This window comes from Streptosporangium amethystogenes subsp. fukuiense, assembly GCF_042665875.1.
Classification (GTDB): domain Bacteria; phylum Actinomycetota; class Actinomycetes; order Streptosporangiales; family Streptosporangiaceae; genus Streptosporangium; species Streptosporangium fukuiense.
On sequence record NZ_JBHTEE010000001.1, the window covers coordinates 7,698,749 to 7,717,514 of the forward strand.

Genomic DNA, 18,766 nt, shown 5'->3' on the forward strand with positions numbered 1-18,766 from the left:
GTTCACCCCGGTGGTGACCGGCGGGCGGGAACGGTCAGCGGACGTCGACCGCGAGCGGGACTGCCAGCCGGGTGCGAAGCTCCTCGACGGAGGTGCCGAACACCTCGAGCACGCGGACGCCGTCGGGGGCGATCTCGAATACGGCGTGGTCGGTGTAGACACGACTGACACAGCCGACGCCCGTGAGGGGGTAGGTGCAGGCGGGCACGAGTTTCGGGCCGCCGTTCCTCGCGAAGAGCGTCATCATCACGTAGACCCGCTTGGCGCCGATCGCCAGATCCATCGCGCCGCCGACGGCGGGGATCGAGCCGGGCGCGCCGGTGTCCCAGTTGGCGAGGTCACCGCTCGCCGAGACCTGGAAGGCACCCAGGACGCACACGTCGAGGTGGCCGCCACGCATCATGGCGAAGGAGTCCGCGTGGTGGAAGTACGCGGCTCCGGGCAACTCGGTGACGGGCACCTTGCCGGCATTGGTGAGTTCGGGGTCGACCTCGTCGCCGACAGCCGCGGGGCCCATGCCCAGCATGCCGTTCTCGGTGTGCAGGACGACGCCGATCTCGGCCGGAAGGTGGTCGGCGACCTTGGTGGGCTGGCCGATGCCGAGGTTGACGAAACTGCCCGGCTCGATGTCCTGTGCGACCCGGGCCGCGAGCTGGTCGGGATCGAGTGGCATCAGCGGGCTCCCTGCACGGTGTAGTGACGCGGTTCGACCTGGACCACGCGGTCGACGTAGATGCTCGGGGTGACGACGACCTCCGGGTCGATCCGCCCCGCCTCCACGATCGACGAGACCTGGACGACGGTCGTCGTGGCGGCCGTGGCCATCACCGGGCCGAAGTTCCTGGCGGTCTTACGGTAGACGAGGTTGCCCATCGTGTCGGCGGTGTGCGCGGAGATCAGGGCGACGTCACCCTTGATCGGGTACTCGAGGACGTAGTCGCGTCCGTCGATCGTGCGGGTCTCCTTGCCCTCGGCGAGCGGCGTGCCGACGCCCGTCGGGCAGTAGAACGCCCCGATGCCCGCCCCGGCCGCCCGCATCCGCTCGGCGAGGTTGCCCTGCGGGACGACCTCGAGCTCGATCTCCCCGCGGCGGTAGAGGTCGTCGAAGACGTAGGAGTCGACCTGCCGGGGGAAGGAGCACAGGATCTTCCGCACCCGGCCGGCCTTCAGCAGGGCGGCCAGGCCCACGTCGCCGTTGCCGGCGTTGTTGGACACGATGGTGAGGTCGCCCGCGCCGTGCCGGATCAAGGCGTCTATCAGGTCGAACGGCATGCCGGCGAATCCGAAGCCGCCCACCAGAACGGTGTCGCCGTTCTTGACGACGCTCACCGCCTCGTCCGGCGATGCGAAGATCTGCGCTCTGCTCACGCTGCTCCTCCAGTGACGTTCTCGAGGACCACGGCGAGCGCCTGGCCCACGCCGATGCAGATCGCGGCGACACCGTACCGCTCGCCCCTCGCGACCAGAACCCTGGCGAGGGTGCCGAGGATCCGGGCGCCCGAGGCGCCGAGCGGATGGCCGATCGCGATCGCGCCCCCCTTGACATTGACGATCTCGGGGTCGATTCTCCAGGCGTCCACGCACGCGAGCGACTGGACGGCGAAGGGAGTGCGGGCCGCCGCGTAGATGAACGCCATGCCCGACTACCTGTTCCCCGCCGCGGCGCGCTTCGTGAACGGCAGCACGAGCCGGGACCGGTGGGCGGCGTCGCGATAGATCTTGTGGGTGACGGGGCGACCCACCGGCAGGTGGAACGCGTCCGGCGGCAGCAGCGAGTTGTGCGCGTCGGCCGGCGGTTCGTCGTTGGAGAGCTCCGCGACCAGCTTGTGGCCGGGCAGGAACGTCGCCGCGAACGGGTAGACGCGCAACACGTACTCCTCGATCCTCCCCGGCTCGACCGGCACCGCGCGGGTGTGCGGGTGGTAGGGGTCACCCTCCGTGGTGCGCTCCTCGTCGAGCTCACGGTGCGAGGCCTTGAGGTAGGCGGTCGTGATGAGCCGGCGCCTGCCGTTCGGGGCCTCGTCCCACATGCGCAGGATGAAGTTCGTGTCGGGCTGGTCGATCTCCGCGAAGATGTGCGCGGCGCCCTGGCCGATCAACTCGGTGGGCTCGTCGAACGGAGCCGTACTCCAGCTCAGCGTCTCCACCTTGTCGGTCACCGTCAGCGGCGCCTGGTAGAAGCCGTCGGGGGCGGCGTACTCGGCGCCCATGGGCTCGGGCTCGAAGGAGAGCCTGTGGCGCGGGCGGAGGTGGAGCGACCTGTACTCCACGTCCTTCGGCGGCCACTGCGCGCCGGTGACGTTCTCGCGCGTGCCCTCGACGAAGACGGTGACGGCGGGCTCGTCCATGATCCCGTTGTCGATGCCCTTGATCCAGTAGTCGTACCAGCGGAACATCTTGTCGTGCTCCTCGACGAAGGGGCGCGACTGCATCGGCGGGTAGGGGCCGATGTCGAGCTTCTTCGGGCCCTTCAGCGAGTTGTAGAGCTCGATGGTGCCGTCCATCGTCCAGCCACGGCCCTGGTCGATCTGGAGCCAGACCGGGATGTCGATGTTGGGGGCGAGCGTGACCGGGTTGCGCTCCTCGTACCACTCGCCGTCGACCTCGTTCATCACGATGTCGAACCAGGCCTCGTGGTTCTTCGGGTAGTTCAGCACGTGGACCAGGTTCGGCCAGGCGGCCACGTCCGGGTCCCGGAGCCGCTTGGCGACGCGCTCCCTGATCTCCTCCGGGGAGTAGGTCTCGAGCATGCGGGATTTGACGCCATCGGTGAAGGCCCAGCCGGAGTCGCCACCGCGGCCCTCGCGGGCGGCGCGCGGCATGAACCACATGACGCCGCCGTGGTAGGTGGTCTCGTAGAAGTCGTAGTGGCCGCCGCTGACGAAGATCGCCTTGAGGCTCGGCGGCCGCTCGGCCGCCGCCAGCACCTGCATCGAGCCGAAGTAGGAGATGCCGATCATGCCGACGCTGCCGTCGCACCACGGCTGCGCCGCGACCCACTCGATGAAGTCGTACGCGTCCTGGCCGAGCGGGACGCCACCGGCGTTGTAGTTGCCGATGTGCTCGCCCTCGGATGCGCCGGAGCCGCGCAGGTCGCCGATGACGTGGACGTAGCCCTCCTTGACGACGCGCGCGATGTCGCCCGCCTCCACGCAGCCGTCCCACATCGGGCTGGGGCGCCGCTGCGGCGGCGTCGTGAGCGCGAGGGCCTGCAACTCCTTGCCGTACGGGCTGAGCGCCACGAGCGCCGGACGCGGCCGGTCATCCGTGCCCTGGTAGGCGTCGGCGGCCAGCGTGACGCCGTCGCGCATCGGCACGCGGAGGTCCTTGCGGACGGCGATCCTGTCCTGGCCCGCCTGGATGGTCTGGAAGTCAGCCATGGATGCGAAGTTCCTCTGTCACGAGTTCTGCTTGAAGTGTGTGCGGTAGCCGTGCATCGACGTGAAGAACGGCGACGGTTCGAGGGTGGGGTCGGCGGTGTAGCCGACCTCCCGGGCCACGGGGGCGAACGGGGAGTACGGAGAGTCCGTCTCCCGCAGGCCCGCGCACAGGCAGCCGTGGGCCGCCTTGCCGACCCGGGCCTCGATGTCGAGGCTCTCCGAGAGCGCCTCCTCCGCCTGCTCCTCGTCGAGTTCGACGCCGTACGGCGTGCCGTCGGCGCGCCGGTAGGGGTGGCCGAGGTAGAGGTGCCGCGGACGGATCTCGTCGCGCAGGTACGCCAGGCTCGCACGGTAGGCGACCGGGTCCTCGAAGCCGGGGAAGCCGTTGGCGGCCCCGTGCACCTGGACCGCGTCGCCGACGAAGGCGGAGCGCAGGCCGTCGACGACGTAGGCGACCGACCCCGGCGTGTGGCCGGGGATCGAGTGGACGGAGACGGTGACGTCGCCGCCGAGCGAGAGGGTCTCGCCGCCTTTGAGCAGCATGGTCGGCTCCATCTCGCCGGAGATGACCGCGTCGGTCGCGGCCGACGCCTTCGCCTCGCCCTCGGCGTCGTTCAGATACCGCCCCCGCCCGGCGAGGTACTCGTCCACGTGGGCCCGGCGCGAGCGCAGCATCGGCGCGTCGGCCTCGTGGATCACGACCCGCGCACGCCGTCCGGTGAGCTCCCACAGGGCGTGGGCCCCGCCGACGTGGTCGATGTGACCGTGGGTCAGCAGGATCCAGCGCACGTCCTCGATCCTGCGACCGATGGCCTTGAGCGCGGGGGCCATGCCCTCGGCGGGGGAGGAGGCGATGCCGGTGTCGACGATGGCCGGTTCCGGCGCGTCGACGAAGAAGCTGTAGAGACCGAACCGACCCCACGGCGACACCAGGGGATGGACTTTTATCGCGGACATGGCTCTCCTTCCGAGCTCCGTGGGGCGGCGCGGGTCAGCGCGCGAGGAAGTCGCGGGTCTCCGCGTAGGCCCGGCGGTACTCCGGGATCCACGAGAAGTGCTGCACGAACCCGTGTCCCGCGCCGGCGTACCGGCTGACGGTCGCGTCCACGCCTGCCTCCCCCAGCTTTCGGCCGTAGAGCTCGCCCTCGTCCCGCAGCGGGTCGAGCTCGCCGGTGATGATCAGCGCCGGCGGCAGCCCGGTGAGGTCCGCCCGCTTGATCGGGGAGACGCGGGGGTCCGCCGGGTCGGCGCCGCCGTCGATGTAGAAGGCGTTGAACGGCTTCAGCCCGGCCGTCTCGAGCCCGTGGCCGACGGCGTTCTCCCGCAGCGACGGGTAGCGGTCGACGTCGAAGTCCAGGTCGAGCGACGGGTAGAACATCACCTGGTGGGTGATCCGGTGGAAGCCGTCGTCGTGCGCCATGCCGGCGACCGCGGCGACGAACGTGCCGCCGGAGCTGTCACCGGCGATGGCCAGCGTCGTGCCGTCCCAGCCCAGGGTCTCGCCGTTCTCGGCGGCCCATCGGACCGCGGCGTAGCAGTCCTCGAGACCGGCCGGGAAGGCGTGCTCGGGCGCCAGCCGGTAGCCGACGGAGACGACCTTGAGCCCGGTCTCCCCGGCCAGGGAGCGCGCGACGTGGTCGTGCGTCTCAAGGCTGCCGAGGAAGAACGCGCCGCCGTGAAAGTAGACCAGTACGCCGTACGCGTCGGCCTCGACCGGCGTGTAGACCCGTACCGGGACCTCGCCGGCGGCGGTCCGCGCGGTGAGGTCCTCCACGGAGTGGAGCGGCAGGCGGTCGGCCACGGGCGGAACCTGGGACTCCTCGCCGGCGCGCATCGCCGCCGGGTTCAGCGGGCCGGGAGGCGGCGCCGGCAGGCCGGCTAGGGTCCGGGCGATGTCGGGGTGCAGTGGCATGGCGTCAGGCCCCCTGCGGCTTCTGGGACGAGGGCTTCTGGGACGCGGGCTTCTGGCCCGGGAAGACGTCGTTGACCTCGTCCGCGGTCCAGCCCTGGCGCGAGATCCGCTGCAACTCGTCGGTCACCGGCTTGCGGACGGCCTGGTAGCGCGCCAGCGCCTCGGAGACGGAGCCGGCCTCGGCGAGGGCGTCGGCGAGGGCACCGGCGTCCAGGATCGCCGAGTTCGCGCCCTGGCCCTGGTGGTGCAGCATCGAGTGGGCCGCGTCGCCCACGAGGACGACGGAGTCCGAGTGCCAGGTGCCGACCGGGTCGATGTCGTAGACCGCACGGCAGTTGACGGCGTCCATGTCGAGCTCGCGGGTGATGTTCACGATCCGCTCGTCGAAACCCTCGACGGTCTTCAGCAGGTCGTCCTTGGTGACCTTCGGCGCCCAGGTGCTCTCCGGACACAGGGCGGTGATGTCGAAGGAGACCTGGCCGCGGTGGCGCAGCGGCAGGAAGTAGACCTTCGTGCCCCGGCCGATGTACATCCGGAGGTTGTCGTCGACGGCCATCCCGTGGGCGTCGTCGACGGAGATCACCGCGCGGTAGGCGTGCTCGCCGGAGAACACCGGCTGGTTGTCGCCGAACAGCCGCTCGCGCACGACCGACTTGATGCCGTCGGCGCCGACCACCAGGTCGGCGGTGACCGACTCGCCGTTGGCGAAGGTCAGCGTCGCCGCCTCACCCTCGTCCTTGACGCTCTCCAGCCTGTGCCCGAGACGCACCATGCCCTCGGGGAGCACACCCAGGAGAGCCTCGATGAAGTCCCCGCGGTGGATCAGGTGGGTCTTCTCGCCGAAGAGGTCGATCTCCGGCCACGCCTCCTTCAGGATCGGGTCGGCGGTGGCGGTGAGGATCTCGAAGTAGTCGCTCGGTGAGCTCACCTTCGCGATCGTGTCGAAGATGCCCCACTGGCGGAACCGGTCCATGGTGGACGGCCGCAGGCCGATGCCGGCGCCGACCTCGCGGATCTGGCTCGCCTGCTCGTAGACGTTGACGGTGGCGCCGAGGAGGCTCAGGGCCTTGGCCGCGGCGGCGCCGCCGTACCCCGCGCCGACGACGGCGATGTTCAGGTTCTTCAGGTCTGCGGACTGCATGGTTCTGGTCCTTGTCAGTTCTTGATCGAAAGGAGGTCGGCGGGGTTGTCGACGAAGATGGTCTTGATCGCGGCCTCGTCGAGACCGGCGGCGCGGAGGTCCGGGATGAGGTCGGTGAAGATGTAGTTGACGGTGTGGCCCTTCACGCCCGGCCAGCCCAGCGGGCTGCAGTTGGCGTCGGCCGAGGCGAGCACCTTGTCCAGGTGCCCCTGACCGATGAACCGGAGGAAGTGGTCCAGCCGCTGCTTGCGCGGACGGGCCCAGAAAGGCGGGTCCTCCAGTTCGGTCTCGTAGCCGAAGGTGTCGAACCCGACCCGACCGCCCTGCTCCGCGATCCAGGTGTCGCGCGTTCTGTCGGCGTTCACGCCGTCGTCGACGTGCCCGAACAGGACGCGGTCGAGCGGTAGCCCCTCCGCGTCGAAGACGGCGATCGCGTTCTCGGCGTCGATCGCCAGGTGGGTCAGGACGGGCACGCCGGTGGCCAGGGCGGCGCGGGCGGCAGCGCGGTAGATGCGCTTGTCCAGGTCCGTCATGCGGCCGCCGCGGCTCACGCCGACCTTGATGATGCCGGCGCGGCCGCCGGTGTCGCCGATGCCGACGGTGATCTCGTGGATGAAGTGCTCGGCCAGGTATTCCACGCTCGCCCGGGCGAAGAACGGCAGCGCGGTGTCGCCGCCGACGAAGCCGGTGCTCGCCACGATGTGCACGCCGGTCTTCGCGGACAGCGACCTGTAGTAGTCGACGTCTCGGCCGTTGCAGATGCCGGTCGCGTCGACGAACGTGCCGCCGCCGTACTCATGGAACCGGCGCAGTTTCGGGACGGTCTCCTCGTACCGCTGCTCGGGGGTCTTCCACCACTTCGTGTCCAGCTCGGAGCCCGGCATGCCGTACCCGATGTGCTCGTGGACGGCCACGAGGCCCAGTTCTTCGGCCGGGATCGGCCCCAGGACGGTGTTCACTCTCGACACGGCACTCACCTTTTAGCGAAGAACTTGATGGTCTTGGACTGTCGCGCGCTCAACGCACCGACAGCAGGTCGCGCGGGTTGTCCACGAGGATCCGCGCGACGTCCTCGTCGCTGAGGCCCCGCGCCGCCAGGAGGGGGACGAACGTGGTCAGGACGTGGCTGTAGCGCACGTCGTTGGCCGGGTGCCCCTTGGCGACGCCGGTCGCGTTGCTCGAGAGCAGGATCCGGTCGCCGTGGCCGGCCTCGATCAGCTCGGCGACCAGGGCGGCGCGCTCGGTGCCGGTGACGTGGGCGTCGTCCTCGGTGCCCACGTGGTCGAGGGCGACGTAGGCGCCGCGGGTCGCGACCTTGAGCGGCGCGCCGGCCGCGACGGCGTCCTTGCGATCGAGCCCGCCGACGACGACGCGGTCGGCCGGCAGCCTCTCGTCCAGGACGACCTCGAGGTCGCGCACGGCGTCGTCCCCGTAGCGGATGGACACCGGGACACCGGTGGCCAGGGCGGCGCGGGCCGCACCGCGGAACAGGCTCTCGTCGGTCGCGGTCATGCCTGTGCGGGTCGCGGCGGTGGCCACGAGGCCCGCGGCGCCCCGCCGCTCGACACGGGGGACCACCATGCCCTCGGTGATCTCCTTGGCGAAGAGGTCGGCGAACTTCTCGGCCGGCCACGGCGTCGGGGGGTTGGTCTGCGGCGTCAGGAAGTAGCCGCCGAGCGTCTCCTCGGGGCCCTGGCCCGTCGACGCGACGATGTGCACGCCGGTCGCGCGCGAGAGGGCCTCGTACAGCCGCACGTCGCGCCCGTGGAACATGCCGGTGCTGTCGACGATCGTCCCGCCGCCGTGCCCGCGGAAGTCCTCCAGCCTCTCGGCCAGGGTCTCGAAGATCTCGGCACGGTCGATGGTGACGTCGAACGCGTACTCCGCCCCCGGAACCACCGACAGCAGGGCCTCGTGCACCGAGACGACCCCCAGCTCCCGCGCGGGAACGGGGCCAAGGACGGTGTTGACGGCGGTGTTCTCGGCAGTCTGGGCACCCATCGCTGCCCCTCCTTTCGGTCTCGGCGAGTGACCACGGTCACGTCGCGACGTGAGTCGTGTTACGTAGATTTTACAGCGTGTCAATCAATTATCCAACGGGTAAACTGGATAATCTACTCGTACAGAGCAGGTCGAGGTCCCATCCCCGGGCAGCGGGGACCTCGACCCGGTCCGGCGACTCTCAACTCACTCGGTGGGGACGAGTTCCTCCTCGCTCAGCGGCTCCTCGGCGTCCGCGCGCTTCACGCCGAAGAGTCCGAACAGCGTCAGAGCCGCCGCGGCGGCGGCACAGAGGCCGGCGACCAGGAACGCGAGGCTGTAGGCGCTGCCCAGCGACTCGAGCGCGAGCAGGCGGAGGCTCTCCGGCATCGGCACCGGCAGCATCTCCGGCCCGGTGCCGGGCACGACCGGCATCGAGTTGATCGCCATGGCGCCGCTCCCCTGTGCGATACCCCCGGCGATGTCGGTGTACGGCGGCTCAAGCCCGGACTCACCGATCGCCCTGCCGAAACCGGCGCTCAGGTCACTGTTCGCCCCGCTGACCGCGAACGCGGCGATGAGCACCGGACCGAGAGCGAAGCCGAAGTCGCGGAGCAGGTTGGTGGTGGCACTGGCCATGCCGGCGAGCCGGAGCGGAACACTGTTGATCGCGACGGCCGTGATCGAGCCGACGGTGAGCGCGAAGCCGACACCGAGGGCCGGCATCGGACCGATGAACCTCGTCCAGTTCATGTCGTGGACGTCGAACGTCGAGCACCAGATACCGCTGACGGCGATGAGGGCGAAACCGACGGTGAGCACCCAACGAGGCGAGAAGTTCCGGATCAGGTGGGAGACGGCCGGCACCAGCACGAAGGCCGGACCCTGGATGAACAGGAACAGCACGCCGATCTTCAGAGCGCTCTGGTGCTGGATCGCGCCGAGCCAGATGCTCATCGAGTAGCAGATCGCGAGGAACGCGAACATGCCGACCACCGTGGCGATCGCGACGATCGCGTAGGAACGGTTGGCGAAGATGCTGAGGTGCAGCAGCGGGACGTCGGCCCGCAACTCGATGACGACGAAGGCGCCGAGGAGCACGAGGCCCGCGACGAAGGCGCCGATGATCTCGGGACGGGCGAAGCCGGCTTCGGAGCCCTGCGTGGCGGAGAAGAGGATGGCGATCAGACCGAGGGCCAGTGTGACCTGGCCGGGGATGTCCAGCTTGCGCCCCTCCGGCGCCGAGGAGTCGACGGCGAACCGGGTGATGACGACCGAGACGACCGCCGCCGCGATCACCACGATGTACGACGTTCGCCAGTCGCCCTCTGCGGCCAGCCACCCGCCCATCAGCGGGGAGATGGCCGCACCGATCGAGAGGAAGCCGGCCCAGACGGCGATGGCCTTGGAGCGGGCCTCCTGCGACGGGCTGACCGCGGCCAGCATGGCGAGCGAGATCGGGTAGAGGATCGCGGCTCCGAGACCCGCGACGGCCTGCCCGATCCACAGGATCTGGACCGTCTCGGCGACGCAGCTGACGAGCGAGCCGGCAACGGTCAGCAGGGCACCCGCCTGTAGCAGCCGCTTGCGGCCGAACAGGTCACCGAGCACGCCGGTGGTCAGCTCGAAGACGACCATGGGGATGGCGAAGGCGGCCGTGATCCAGGTCAGTTCGGCACCGGTGGTCTTGAACTCCTGCTGGAAGGTGCCATTGAGCGCGCCGGGCAGCGAGTACGCCACTTGCGCGAGGAGTACGGCGAAGCAGCCGGCGACCACCGTTGCGGTGTGGCCCTGCTTGCGCGCAGCGGTCTGCGTCATGCGATTTCTTCCTTGTCGATAGGCCGGATGATCGGTTCCGGCCGCTCGGGATCGGCCACCCGAGGTGAGCGCGACCACCTGTTGAACGTGCAAGGTGTCATATAACTTGACACTGCATCAAGAGTTTGAGCGATATGTATTCAGAACGATCAGCAAGGGTGGAACGCAGCCGTGGTGCCCTATGCTGGCGGCATGGCTACGCTTCGTGCGGCACAGAAGGAGATGACGAGAAAGCTCCTGCTCGACGCCGGCCTGGACCTGTTCGGGTCGAAGGGCTACGCGACGACGACGGTCGACGACATCGCGTCGGTGGCGGGGACGACCCGGGTGACCTTCTACGCGTACTTCCCCTCCAAGGTCGATCTGATGAAGGCCCTCGTCTCGGAGCGGCTCAACGCCGCACTCGACCGGCTCCCCTCCGCCGAGCACGGGTCGACCGAACGTGAGCTGGTCGCCGTGGTCGAGGACGGCTCGCGAGAGCGGATCCGCGGGTGGCTGGCGTCGACCTCGGAACGATGGGATGTGATTCGCCCCTACACCACGGCCGCCTTCGAGGCCGCGGCCGTCGACCCCGAGATCCGCGCGCTCCTCGACGAGTGGCTGAACGAGGCCATCGGTGACATCAAGGAGGGGCTGGACCGTGCCGGCCGGTTCCCGGCCGGCACCCGCCACTTTCGTGGCGTCATCGCCATCACCGAGCTCGACCACGTCGCGCGCCACTGGAAGCCGGGGACCTGGGGTGTCGGGCGCGACGAGATGCTGGACGTCCTCACCGAGAGCTGGATCGGCTCGATCGGGCGCCACTGAGCGCCGAGCACGCCGGCCCAACGGAACGGGAGGATGGAAATCAGGCCCGAAAAGTGAGGGACGGCACTGCGGCAGCACGACCACCACGATGATCGACTCCCTCTCGGGCGGCCCCCGGGAGGGGTCGTCCGCCGAGCCGATCAGGCCTCCCGGGTCAGGAACCGGTGGAGGCTCCGGCAGGCCCGGATCAGCGAGGTCGAACCGCGCTTCTTCGCGTGGGCGGCCACCTCGGGGATCTCGCCCCGCGCGCCGGCCCACGTGGCGATGTCGGTGGCCAGCACGACGGCGTCGGTGTGCGGACGCTGGGCCCGCTCGCCCTCCCTCGGGAGGAAGGCGGCCAGGAAGTGGCGCAGGATCGTCCACACCTCGGCGTGCGCGCCCTGCTTGGCGGCCAGCTCCAGTGAGGGCAACGCGGGGCCGGCGTCGTAGCGGGTGCGGCGGCCGAACAGGCCCAGCAGGCGACCCGTCTCGGCGGCGGGGAGCGCGCCCTTGGCCGCCAGCCGAAGCAGCGAGGGCACCGCGTCGTCGCCCTCCACAGTGAGGAAGTAGGCCAGGACCAGGGCCGTCGCCGGGCCGGACGCGCCTTCGGCCAGGGTCAGGTCGCGGAGGTCGTCGATCGCGATGTCGGGCGGGTCGAAACGGTCGATCAGGCCGATCGCCAGGTGGGCCGCCGCGAGCTCCCGGTGATGGGGCGTCATGCCGGGCCAGAAGTGACGTGACAGGCGCCGGAACGGGCGTATCTCGGGCGCGGTCAGCAGGGCGTCGAGGTGGGCGAGACCGGTGGGCTCCACGGGGCGCCAGCTCACGTTGACGATGCCGCGCGGGTCGAGGACATGCTCGTCGTAGGGCACGACGCGGGAGCCGAGGTCGAGGGTCCAGGTCAGCTCCACCTCCGGGGGTGGGGGCGCGCCGCGCTCGAACCGGCGGGCCACCACCGCGGCGGCCGCCGAGCCGATGCCCTTCGCGCGTTCGGCCAGGTCGGGGGCGGGATCGGGCGGGAGGCGCAACAGGGCCTGTGCCACGTCCAGCGGGAGCGGTTCGCAGCCGGATTCCGCGCACCCGGCCAGGCGGTCGAGCAAGGTCTCGGGGTCGAGGTGGCCGTCGGCGCGGGTGGGGGTGGCCAGCAGCACCGGGGGCAGGGCTCCGGTCTTCGCCGCGCGCAGGAGTTCGTCGAGGCGGGACAGGAGGAAGGCGTGGGGGCGGGCGCACTCCCGCAGGTGGGGGAGGCGGCTCCAGGGGGCGGGCGCGGGTCGCGCCTTCGGGTCGTAGAGGTCGGTGAGGTCGGTGAGGTCGGTGAGGTCGGTCTGGACGTCGACCGTCCGCAGGATCTCCTCCTGTACGTAGTCGGGCATCTCGTGGAGCGGGACGACCCTGCGGAGGCCGGGGAACAGCTGGAAGGCCGTGGCCGCGATGTTCACCATGCCGTCGTACAGGGCCTGCCCGAGATCGCCGGACAGGCCGGGGAAGGCCTGCTCCGTGTCGGCCCGCTGCTCCTCGGAGATCGTCCTCCGGTACGCCGGGCGCTGCCTCGGCGGACGGGACACCGGCGGCCCCGGATCTTCGCCGGGGTTGACGAGTTCCCTGGCCAGCGCCGTGCACCAGTCACGCGGGGAGTGCCACGCCGGCGCGTCGTAGAGCACCGGCCGCAGGTGTTCGCCGAACCGCCGGGCCAGCGTTTCCTTCAGGGAGTCCGGGTTCGTATGCGCCTCCCGGATGACCGCCGCCAGCCACGCCTCGACGCCGACCCAGCCGATCTCCTCCGGCGGGCCGCTCTCCAGGCCGGAGGTGGGGAACGGGCCGGGGACGGTGGCCTCGGGCAGGCGGCCGGGGGTGAAGTCGCCGGTCCAGCCCTCGGTGAAGCGCTCGAAAAGCCGCCGGGCCGAGACCGGGGGCAGCAGTTCGGCCGCCTCCAGGATCGGGGCGGGGTCGGTGAGGTGGTCGGCGTGCTTGAGGGTGAGGGTGACCGCGCGGTCGCGCACCTCGTGGGAGGCGTGCGCGTACGCGTTGGTCAGCGCGGTGACGTGGTCGGCCACACGTTCCGGTGCGGTGGCGAGGTCGCGGGCGAGCCAGGTCAGGCCTTTCACGGCGAGCTTGGCCTCTTGGCGGAAGGTCATCGCCTCGACGGCCTCGGCGACGTCCGCCGGGTCGAGCCGCGCCTGGCGCACCTGCTGCCAGGCCAGCTCGGCCACCGGGCCCGGCGCGGCGGGCAGCAGCCGCAGGTAGTCGCGCAGCCGCCCGGCCGACTCCTCCGGCGTGGGCGCCACGAGCGTGTGCAGCCGGACGAAGAAACGCAGGTCCTGCGCCTCGCCGCCGCGCAGGAAACGGCTCACGCAGCCGGTGATGATCTGCTCGCGCGGCAGCGTGCGGGCGGCCAGGGCCAGCCAGCGGGACGGCTTCGGGGTGAGCGTCTCGTCGACCAGCGCCCGGCCCGCGCCGGCCGCCTCGAAGATCTTCGGAAGCAGGTGGGGCGTGAGCGGGTCCTTGGCCACGCCCACCGCCGACAACCAGGCCGCCACCAGCGGCTCGTGGTCGGGTGGGGTGGCCTCGCCGTCGCGCAGCAGTTCCAGGGCCAGCGGCACGATCCGGTCGTCGGGACGGCGGATGCGGCGTGCGAGCCGTACCGCCAGATCGGCACGCCAGGCCACCGGGCGACCGGAGAGCGCCCTCACCAGCCGGTGCGGGCTCGGCGCGCCGGACCAGCGGGGATTGAGGTCGCGTTTCATCAGCCAGGTGACCACCCCGGCCGGACCGGGAATGGTCGCCGCGCCCACCATCATCAGCACCTCGGACGGGCCGGTGACCTGGTCGCCGACGGTCCAGTCGAAGGCGTCCCAGCCGACGGTGGCGGCCGGCGGCGGGCTCTCGCGGAGATCGGCGAGCAGACCAGGCAACTCGGCGGCGACGCCTGCCCGCTCGGCGTCGGTGAGCTTCGGCAACCGCAACGCCAGCCCCTCGGCGTCGTGGTCGAGCACGAGATTCCTGATCTCGGTACGGATGTCGTCAGAGGTCATGACGTGGCCCCGGTGAGCTGGGCGTGGAGGCGCCTGCACTCGTGGACGAAGCGGATCGTCCGGCGGCTCCGCGCGAACTCGCCGACGACCGGGATCTCCCCGCGCGCGCCGGTCCAGCGTGCCACGTCGGCGGCGAAGGCGACGAGTTCGGTGTGGGTCACGGTGATGCGCCGCCCCTCGCCCGGCAGCATCCCGGGCAGCAGGGCGCGCAGGATGCGCCACACCTCGTGGTGGCCGCCGGCGTCGGCCAGCTCGGTCAGGGCCGAGATGGCGGGGCGGGTCTCCAGCCAGGTGCGGCGCAGCAGCAGCGCGAGCTGGCGGCCGATCGCCTCGGCGGGCAGGTCGCCTCTGGCCGCCATCCGCAGGACCACCGGGATCGTCCCGGGCACGCCGCTGCCCAGCAGGAAAGCGATGATCACGGCCGTCGCCTCGCTCACGGGGCCGTCGCAGGCGGCCAGGCGGGACAGTTCCGCCGGGGTCACGCTCGCGTACCAGCGGCTGTGGAGCACGAACGGCAGCATGTTCACGGCCACCGCCTCGCGGTGCGAGGGCAGCATGGCCGGCCACCCGCCGATCCCGCTGCCCAGGTCCTCGCCCGACCAGTCGAACGGCTGCCGCAGCAGCACCTCGTCGATCAGCTCGTCGCCGGTGGGCGTGGCCCGTAGCATCGGCGTCAGGCGGACCTCGGTGAAGTGCTCGGGTTCGTCGTCGCCGAACTCGACCATGGACGCGTCCACCATGTGGGTCCACCGGAGACCGCACTCCGGGTCGGGCATACCCGGCCCGGCCAGCCATTCGGCCGCCGTGCGCGCCGCCGCGGAATCGATCTTCGCGGCCCGGTCGGCAGCGGCCTGGTGGCCGCCCCGGGGCAGCCGCAGCAGCGCCTGCGTCAGATCGGCCCGCAGCGGTTCCACGCCCGCGTCGGCGCACGTCTCCAGTCGGCCGACCAGCACGTCGGGATCGAGGTGGCCGGTCATCCACGTCGGCGTGGCCAGCAGCACCGGCGGCAGCGTGCCGGCGCGCAGGGCCCCGTACAGCTCCGCGTAGCGGTTGACGAGGAAGTCGGACGGCGGCGAGAGACGGTTCGGGTGCGGGAGCCGGTGCCGCCGCCGCCACTCGTGCGGGGCGGGAAGCGGCCGGGGCTGGAAGGAGCGCAACCGGGGCGGGACGAAGCCGACGGTGACCGCCACGAGCGGCTCGTCCGGGCCGGGCGGGGGCACCGGCAGGCCCTTCCGCATGGCCGTGATCCGGTCGGGGTTCACCCCCAGCTCGGCCATGCGCTCGTAGGCGCCATGCAGGGCGTGCCACGGCATGGCCGCCACCGAGTCGTCGTAGAGGACTCCGGGCTCTACCGGACGGCGCTCGCGGTGATCCGGGACGGCGTCGTCGAAGTCCTCATACTCGTCGGACTCGTCGGACTCGCCGGGGCCCGTGTCCGGTGCCTGGTCGTCATCGGAGGGCTGTCCGTACAGGTAGACCCGGCCGTTGGCGAAGGGGATCGGCCGGCCGGCCTCGACGGCCACGGCCCCGGCCGGGCCGTCGTCGCTGGTCCAGGTGATGAAGACGACGCGGAGCGGGGTGTCGTCGTCGAGGTAGCGGCCGGGGCGCCAGCCGCCGACCACCGTGATCCGCCGTTTCGGCGGCTCCAGCTCGATCTCCTCGCCGCGGGCGACCGGGCGGACCGAGACCGAGTGACTCGCGTCGTCCCAGAACTTCTCCGGGCCGACAGGGGGGATCTCCGGCAGGGTGCCGGGCACGACGAGCTCCTCGGCCAGCACGGCCTGCCATTCGTCGGGATCGGTGATCTCATTCCTGTCCCGCCGGTACCGCGTCTGCTGCTCGACGTGCGGCCTCAGCCTGCGGCGCAGGTTCGTGCGGTTCTCCGCGACCCCGGCGACGAACGCCGCCATCCAGCGTTCCCATCCGATCCACCGCTCGTGGTGGTTCGGGAAGATCGACGGCTCGGGGAAACGCTCCGGTGAGGGCACCTCGGGCAGCGGCGGGAACTCCTTGGCCTCGATCAGCTCCTCGACGGGCCTCTCCCCGCCGAACCGCCCGGCCAGCTTCGCGCCCAGGTCGGCGGGGAGGTGGCGGACGCCGCCTAGGATCGCCTCGGCGTGCTCGGCGAACAGGTCGGCGTATTTCAGGGTCAGCTCGACCGCGCGGTTGCGCACGTCGAAGGACTTGTGCGCGTACGCCGTGGTCAGCGCGGTCACGAAGTCGGCGGCCGCCTCGGGCGTGGCCCGGATCGCCCGGTCGAGCCAGCGCAGGCCCGTGGCGGCGAGCTTGGCCTCGTTTCGGAAGGTGAGCGCGTCGACCGCCTCGACCAGGTCGGCGTGGTCGAGCGGCATCGCCCCGCGCACCTGCCCGGCGGCCAGCTCGGCGACCGTGCCCGGAGCCGACGGCAACAACCGCAGGTAGTCGCGCAGGCGGGGAGCGGACTCCGCGGGCATGGGGTCGAGGAGCGTGTGCAGCCGGACGAAGAAACGCAGGTCCTGCGCCTCGCCGCCGCGCAGGAAACGGCTCACGCAACCGTCGAGCACCTGCTCCCTGGGCAGCTCGCGGGCGGCGGTGGCCAGCCAGCGGGTCGGCCGGGGCTCCAGCCGCTCGTCACGGAGGGCGCGGCCCGCGCCGTCGGCGTCGAAGACGCGAGGCAGCAGCACGGGGGTCAGCGGGTCATCGGCCACGCTCGGCGCGGCCAGCCAGGCGGCCACCAGCGGGTCGTGGTCGGGCGGTACGGCGCCGGACTCGCGCAGCAGCGCCACGGCCAGCGGCGCGATGCGGTCGGCGGGACGGCGCACCCGCCGGGCCAGCCGGACCGCGACATCGCGACGCCACTCCCAGGGGCGGGTGGCCGCCACCCGGCACACCTGGGCGACGTCGGGGTCCTCGGCCCAGCGGCGGTTGACGTCGCGGCCGGTCATCCACGCCACGGCGGCCGCCGGGCCGGTGATGACGCCGACACCGGTCAGCAGCAGCGCGCCGGCCAGTTTGTCGAGCAGATCGCCGACCTCCCAGGAGGCCAACTCCTCGAAGTCGTCGGGATGCTGGGCGCGCACCCGCTCGGTGTGGGCGCGGCGCAGCTCCTTGACGAGGCCGGGCAACCGCCCGGCCGACTCGGCGCGCTCCTCCTCGGTGAGCGTGACCAGCCGGTCGGCCAGGCGGGTGACCTGGTTGCGAGTGATCAGGTCGCAGATCTCCGCCCAGAGGGTCATCGGGAGACCTCCACGGCGGCGCGGGCGACGATCCGGGCGGCCAGCACGTGTTTGCACGGCCCACGGGAGCCGCGATGGTCCCACCACCACTCGCAGGTACAGGAGCCGTCGGCCAGCGAGACCCGGCGCGCGCCGCCCGAGGTGCGGACGGTGGCCAGCTCGCCTTCGAGGTGCACGGCGCCCGCGTCGACGAGCTTGCGCGCCTTGGCCAGCCGCGGGTTGAGCAGGATCACATTGTCCTTGTCATAGGGCAGCTCACGGTGGAAGTGGGCGGCCTCCGACAGGTCGTAGCCGACCCGGCCGGCGACGCCGAGCTGTGTCAGCGCGGCCCGCACCCGGTCGGCGGGGATGCCCGCGCGGTCGGCCAGCAGGCCGATCTCGACCTCGGGCTCGAAGTTGAGCAGCATGCCCACCACGTCGGCGTCGTTCTCGGCCTCGTCGGTGGCCAGGTCGTCGAGCACCGCGCCCTCGCCGGAGAAGCCGCGCCAGCGCTCGGGCGAGAGGGTGAGCGTGTAGCGCATGCCCGGCAGCTCCAGCTCCCAGGCGCTGGAGGCGGCGTCGGCCGGGCCGTACACCCGGAGGGACTTCGCGAAGCGCAGCAGCGGCAGGAGGGTGCCGAGCCGGTTGGGGCCGGCGAGCTGGACCGAGCCCGGAACCCGACGGTCGGAGACCTTCAGCTCCCGTCCCGCCTGCGCCACCCACACCGTGCCCTTCTTGGGCAGCCCGCGCAGGAACCGCACCGCCGCCATGCCGGTCAGCTCACCACGCTGGTCCATGCCCGAGGCGATGACCTGCACCTCGGCGAAGCCGCGCAACCAGCGCTCGGGCAGCGGCACCTTCTTCTCCACCACCGCGCCGTCCATCGTGGTCACGACCAGTTCGTCGAGCCCGACCCCCAGGTGCAACGGGTCACGCGCGCCGATGCGCGCCAGCGCCTCCCGGAGCGGCGCGTTCACGTCGACGTTGGTGGTGCCCCGGTCGAACACCTCGCCGTCGAGCGCGCCGTTCAGCAGGTCAAGCCGGGCGTACACGCCACCACAGGCCGAGAACGACTCGAACCGCAGCCGGTCCCCGTTGCACGTCACCACCGGGTCCCGCACCCAGCCGGGCCGCGACTGCGGCTGGTGGTAGCGGGCCAGCGCCACATCGGCGACGCCGAGCAGGGCCGCCGCGGCGGGGGCCGCCTGGGTCACCACGCCACTGAAGAACCGGGGGGCCACGGCCGGGCCGGACAGGGCCCGGCCGCCGGAGGTCGCCAATCCGAGACGACCGTCGACGAGGGAGGAGGGCGCGGCGTACGTGTACGCCTGCGTCGCTGAAGTCATGGCCGGGACATTAGATCGCCCCACCGACAAACCGGCGCGGGAGATGTCACCTTCTGTACGCGCTGCACAGGTTCGAGACCTTCCACAACGAACACCGGCCTCATCGGGCTCTCCTGCGGGGTACCCCGCTTCGACTCGGCCTCGGTCACCTCGGACGCCGTCCCCAAGTCCGCGAGC

At 71.5% G+C, this 18,766-nt stretch carries 13 protein-coding genes and 1 pseudogene; 1 reads left to right on the forward strand and 13 read right to left on the reverse strand.

The window, feature by feature from the left end; translation table 11 throughout:
• Positions 1-34 precede the first annotated feature (34 nt).
• The 10 genes and pseudogenes from ACFQVD_RS34155 to ACFQVD_RS34200 form a co-directional block, all read right to left on the reverse strand.
• Positions 35-673: a 3-oxoacid CoA-transferase subunit B gene (locus ACFQVD_RS34155; protein WP_343963245.1), complete on the reverse strand. Its 639-nt coding sequence runs from the start codon at positions 671-673 to the stop codon at positions 35-37.
• The gene (locus ACFQVD_RS34160; protein ID WP_343963246.1) at positions 673-1,368 is read right to left on the reverse strand and encodes a 3-oxoacid CoA-transferase subunit A; all 696 of its coding nucleotides are present in this window, start codon (positions 1,366-1,368) and stop codon (positions 673-675) included. Before ACFQVD_RS34160 ends, ACFQVD_RS34155 begins: the two co-directional genes overlap by 1 nt.
• A pseudogene (locus ACFQVD_RS34165) lies at positions 1,365-1,604 on the reverse strand (3-oxoadipyl-CoA thiolase); the annotation flags it as partial. The pseudogene ACFQVD_RS34165 and the gene ACFQVD_RS34160, both read right to left, overlap by 4 nt.
• A 39-nt stretch (positions 1,605-1,643) precedes the next feature.
• Positions 1,644-3,380 carry a CocE/NonD family hydrolase gene (locus tag ACFQVD_RS34170; RefSeq protein WP_343963248.1) on the reverse strand — a complete coding sequence of 579 codons (1,737 nt, stop codon included), beginning with the start codon at positions 3,378-3,380 and terminating at the stop codon, positions 1,644-1,646.
• A gap of 18 nt (positions 3,381-3,398) precedes the next feature.
• Positions 3,399-4,337 (reverse strand): MBL fold metallo-hydrolase, encoded by a 939-nt coding sequence (locus tag ACFQVD_RS34175; protein WP_343963249.1) that lies wholly within the window; start codon positions 4,335-4,337, stop codon positions 3,399-3,401.
• Between the two features lie 34 nt (positions 4,338-4,371).
• Complete coding sequence (locus tag ACFQVD_RS34180; protein WP_343963250.1) at positions 4,372-5,292, reverse strand: alpha/beta hydrolase; 921 nt, start codon at positions 5,290-5,292, stop codon at positions 4,372-4,374.
• Positions 5,293-5,296: 4 nt separating this feature from the next.
• On the reverse strand, positions 5,297-6,433 hold the full coding sequence (locus ACFQVD_RS34185) for an FAD-dependent oxidoreductase (RefSeq protein WP_343963251.1): 1,137 nt from the start codon (positions 6,431-6,433) through the stop codon (positions 5,297-5,299).
• A gap of 14 nt (positions 6,434-6,447) precedes the next feature.
• On the reverse strand, positions 6,448-7,401 hold the full coding sequence (locus tag ACFQVD_RS34190) for a phosphotriesterase family protein (protein WP_343963252.1): 954 nt from the start codon (positions 7,399-7,401) through the stop codon (positions 6,448-6,450).
• A 49-nt stretch (positions 7,402-7,450) separates the two neighbouring features.
• Positions 7,451-8,434, reverse strand: a complete 984-nt coding sequence (locus ACFQVD_RS34195) for a phosphotriesterase family protein (protein WP_343963253.1) — start codon at positions 8,432-8,434, stop codon at positions 7,451-7,453.
• A 186-nt stretch (positions 8,435-8,620) separates the two neighbouring features.
• Positions 8,621-10,231 (reverse strand): MFS transporter, encoded by a 1,611-nt coding sequence (locus tag ACFQVD_RS34200; RefSeq protein ID WP_343963254.1) that lies wholly within the window; start codon positions 10,229-10,231, stop codon positions 8,621-8,623.
• Positions 10,232-10,423: 192 nt separating this feature from the next.
• Here ACFQVD_RS34200 and ACFQVD_RS34205 point away from each other — a divergent pair, with 192 nt between their 5' ends.
• Positions 10,424-11,038, forward strand: coding sequence for a TetR/AcrR family transcriptional regulator (locus ACFQVD_RS34205; protein ID WP_343963255.1), 615 nt, complete (start codon positions 10,424-10,426; stop codon positions 11,036-11,038).
• A gap of 140 nt (positions 11,039-11,178) precedes the next feature.
• Here the strand turns inward: ACFQVD_RS34205 and ACFQVD_RS34210 are convergent, their stop codons facing one another.
• Genes ACFQVD_RS34210 through ACFQVD_RS34220 form a run of 3 tightly spaced genes read right to left on the reverse strand, consistent with a single transcriptional unit; the run spans position 11,179 to position 18,589 of the window.
• Entirely contained in the window at positions 11,179-14,049 is a 2,871-nt protein-coding gene (locus ACFQVD_RS34210; RefSeq protein WP_343963257.1) for a hypothetical protein, read from the reverse strand.
• Positions 14,046-17,264: a hypothetical protein gene (locus ACFQVD_RS34215; protein WP_343963258.1), complete on the reverse strand. Its 3,219-nt coding sequence runs from the start codon at positions 17,262-17,264 to the stop codon at positions 14,046-14,048. The genes ACFQVD_RS34210 and ACFQVD_RS34215 overlap by 4 nt, the downstream gene beginning before the upstream one ends.
• The gene (locus ACFQVD_RS34220; RefSeq protein ID WP_343963259.1) at positions 17,261-18,589 is read right to left on the reverse strand and encodes an SWIM zinc finger family protein; all 1,329 of its coding nucleotides are present in this window, start codon (positions 18,587-18,589) and stop codon (positions 17,261-17,263) included. Before ACFQVD_RS34220 ends, ACFQVD_RS34215 begins: the two co-directional genes overlap by 4 nt.
• Positions 18,590-18,766 lie beyond the last annotated feature (177 nt).

Bases quoted from the DNA above. Each gene is read 5' to 3' on its own strand.
- ACFQVD_RS34155 (WP_343963245.1), bottom strand. From the start codon at position 673: ATGCCACTCGATCCCGACCAGCTCGCGGCCCGGGTCGCACAGGACATC.
- ACFQVD_RS34170 (WP_343963248.1), bottom strand. From the start codon at position 3,380: ATGGCTGACTTCCAGACCATCCAGGCGGGCCAGGACAGGATCGCCGTC.
- ACFQVD_RS34175 (WP_343963249.1), bottom strand. From the start codon at position 4,337: ATGTCCGCGATAAAAGTCCATCCCCTGGTGTCGCCGTGGGGTCGGTTC.
- ACFQVD_RS34180 (WP_343963250.1), bottom strand. From the start codon at position 5,292: ATGCCACTGCACCCCGACATCGCCCGGACCCTAGCCGGCCTGCCGGCG.
- ACFQVD_RS34185 (WP_343963251.1), bottom strand. From the start codon at position 6,433: ATGCAGTCCGCAGACCTGAAGAACCTGAACATCGCCGTCGTCGGCGCG.
- ACFQVD_RS34195 (WP_343963253.1), bottom strand. From the start codon at position 8,434: ATGGGTGCCCAGACTGCCGAGAACACCGCCGTCAACACCGTCCTTGGC.
- ACFQVD_RS34200 (WP_343963254.1), bottom strand. From the start codon at position 10,231: ATGACGCAGACCGCTGCGCGCAAGCAGGGCCACACCGCAACGGTGGTC.
- ACFQVD_RS34205 (WP_343963255.1), top strand. From the start codon at position 10,424: ATGGCTACGCTTCGTGCGGCACAGAAGGAGATGACGAGAAAGCTCCTG.
- ACFQVD_RS34210 (WP_343963257.1), bottom strand. From the start codon at position 14,049: ATGACCTCTGACGACATCCGTACCGAGATCAGGAATCTCGTGCTCGAC.
- ACFQVD_RS34215 (WP_343963258.1), bottom strand. From the start codon at position 17,264: ATGACCCTCTGGGCGGAGATCTGCGACCTGATCACTCGCAACCAGGTC.
- ACFQVD_RS34220 (WP_343963259.1), bottom strand. From the start codon at position 18,589: ATGACTTCAGCGACGCAGGCGTACACGTACGCCGCGCCCTCCTCCCTC.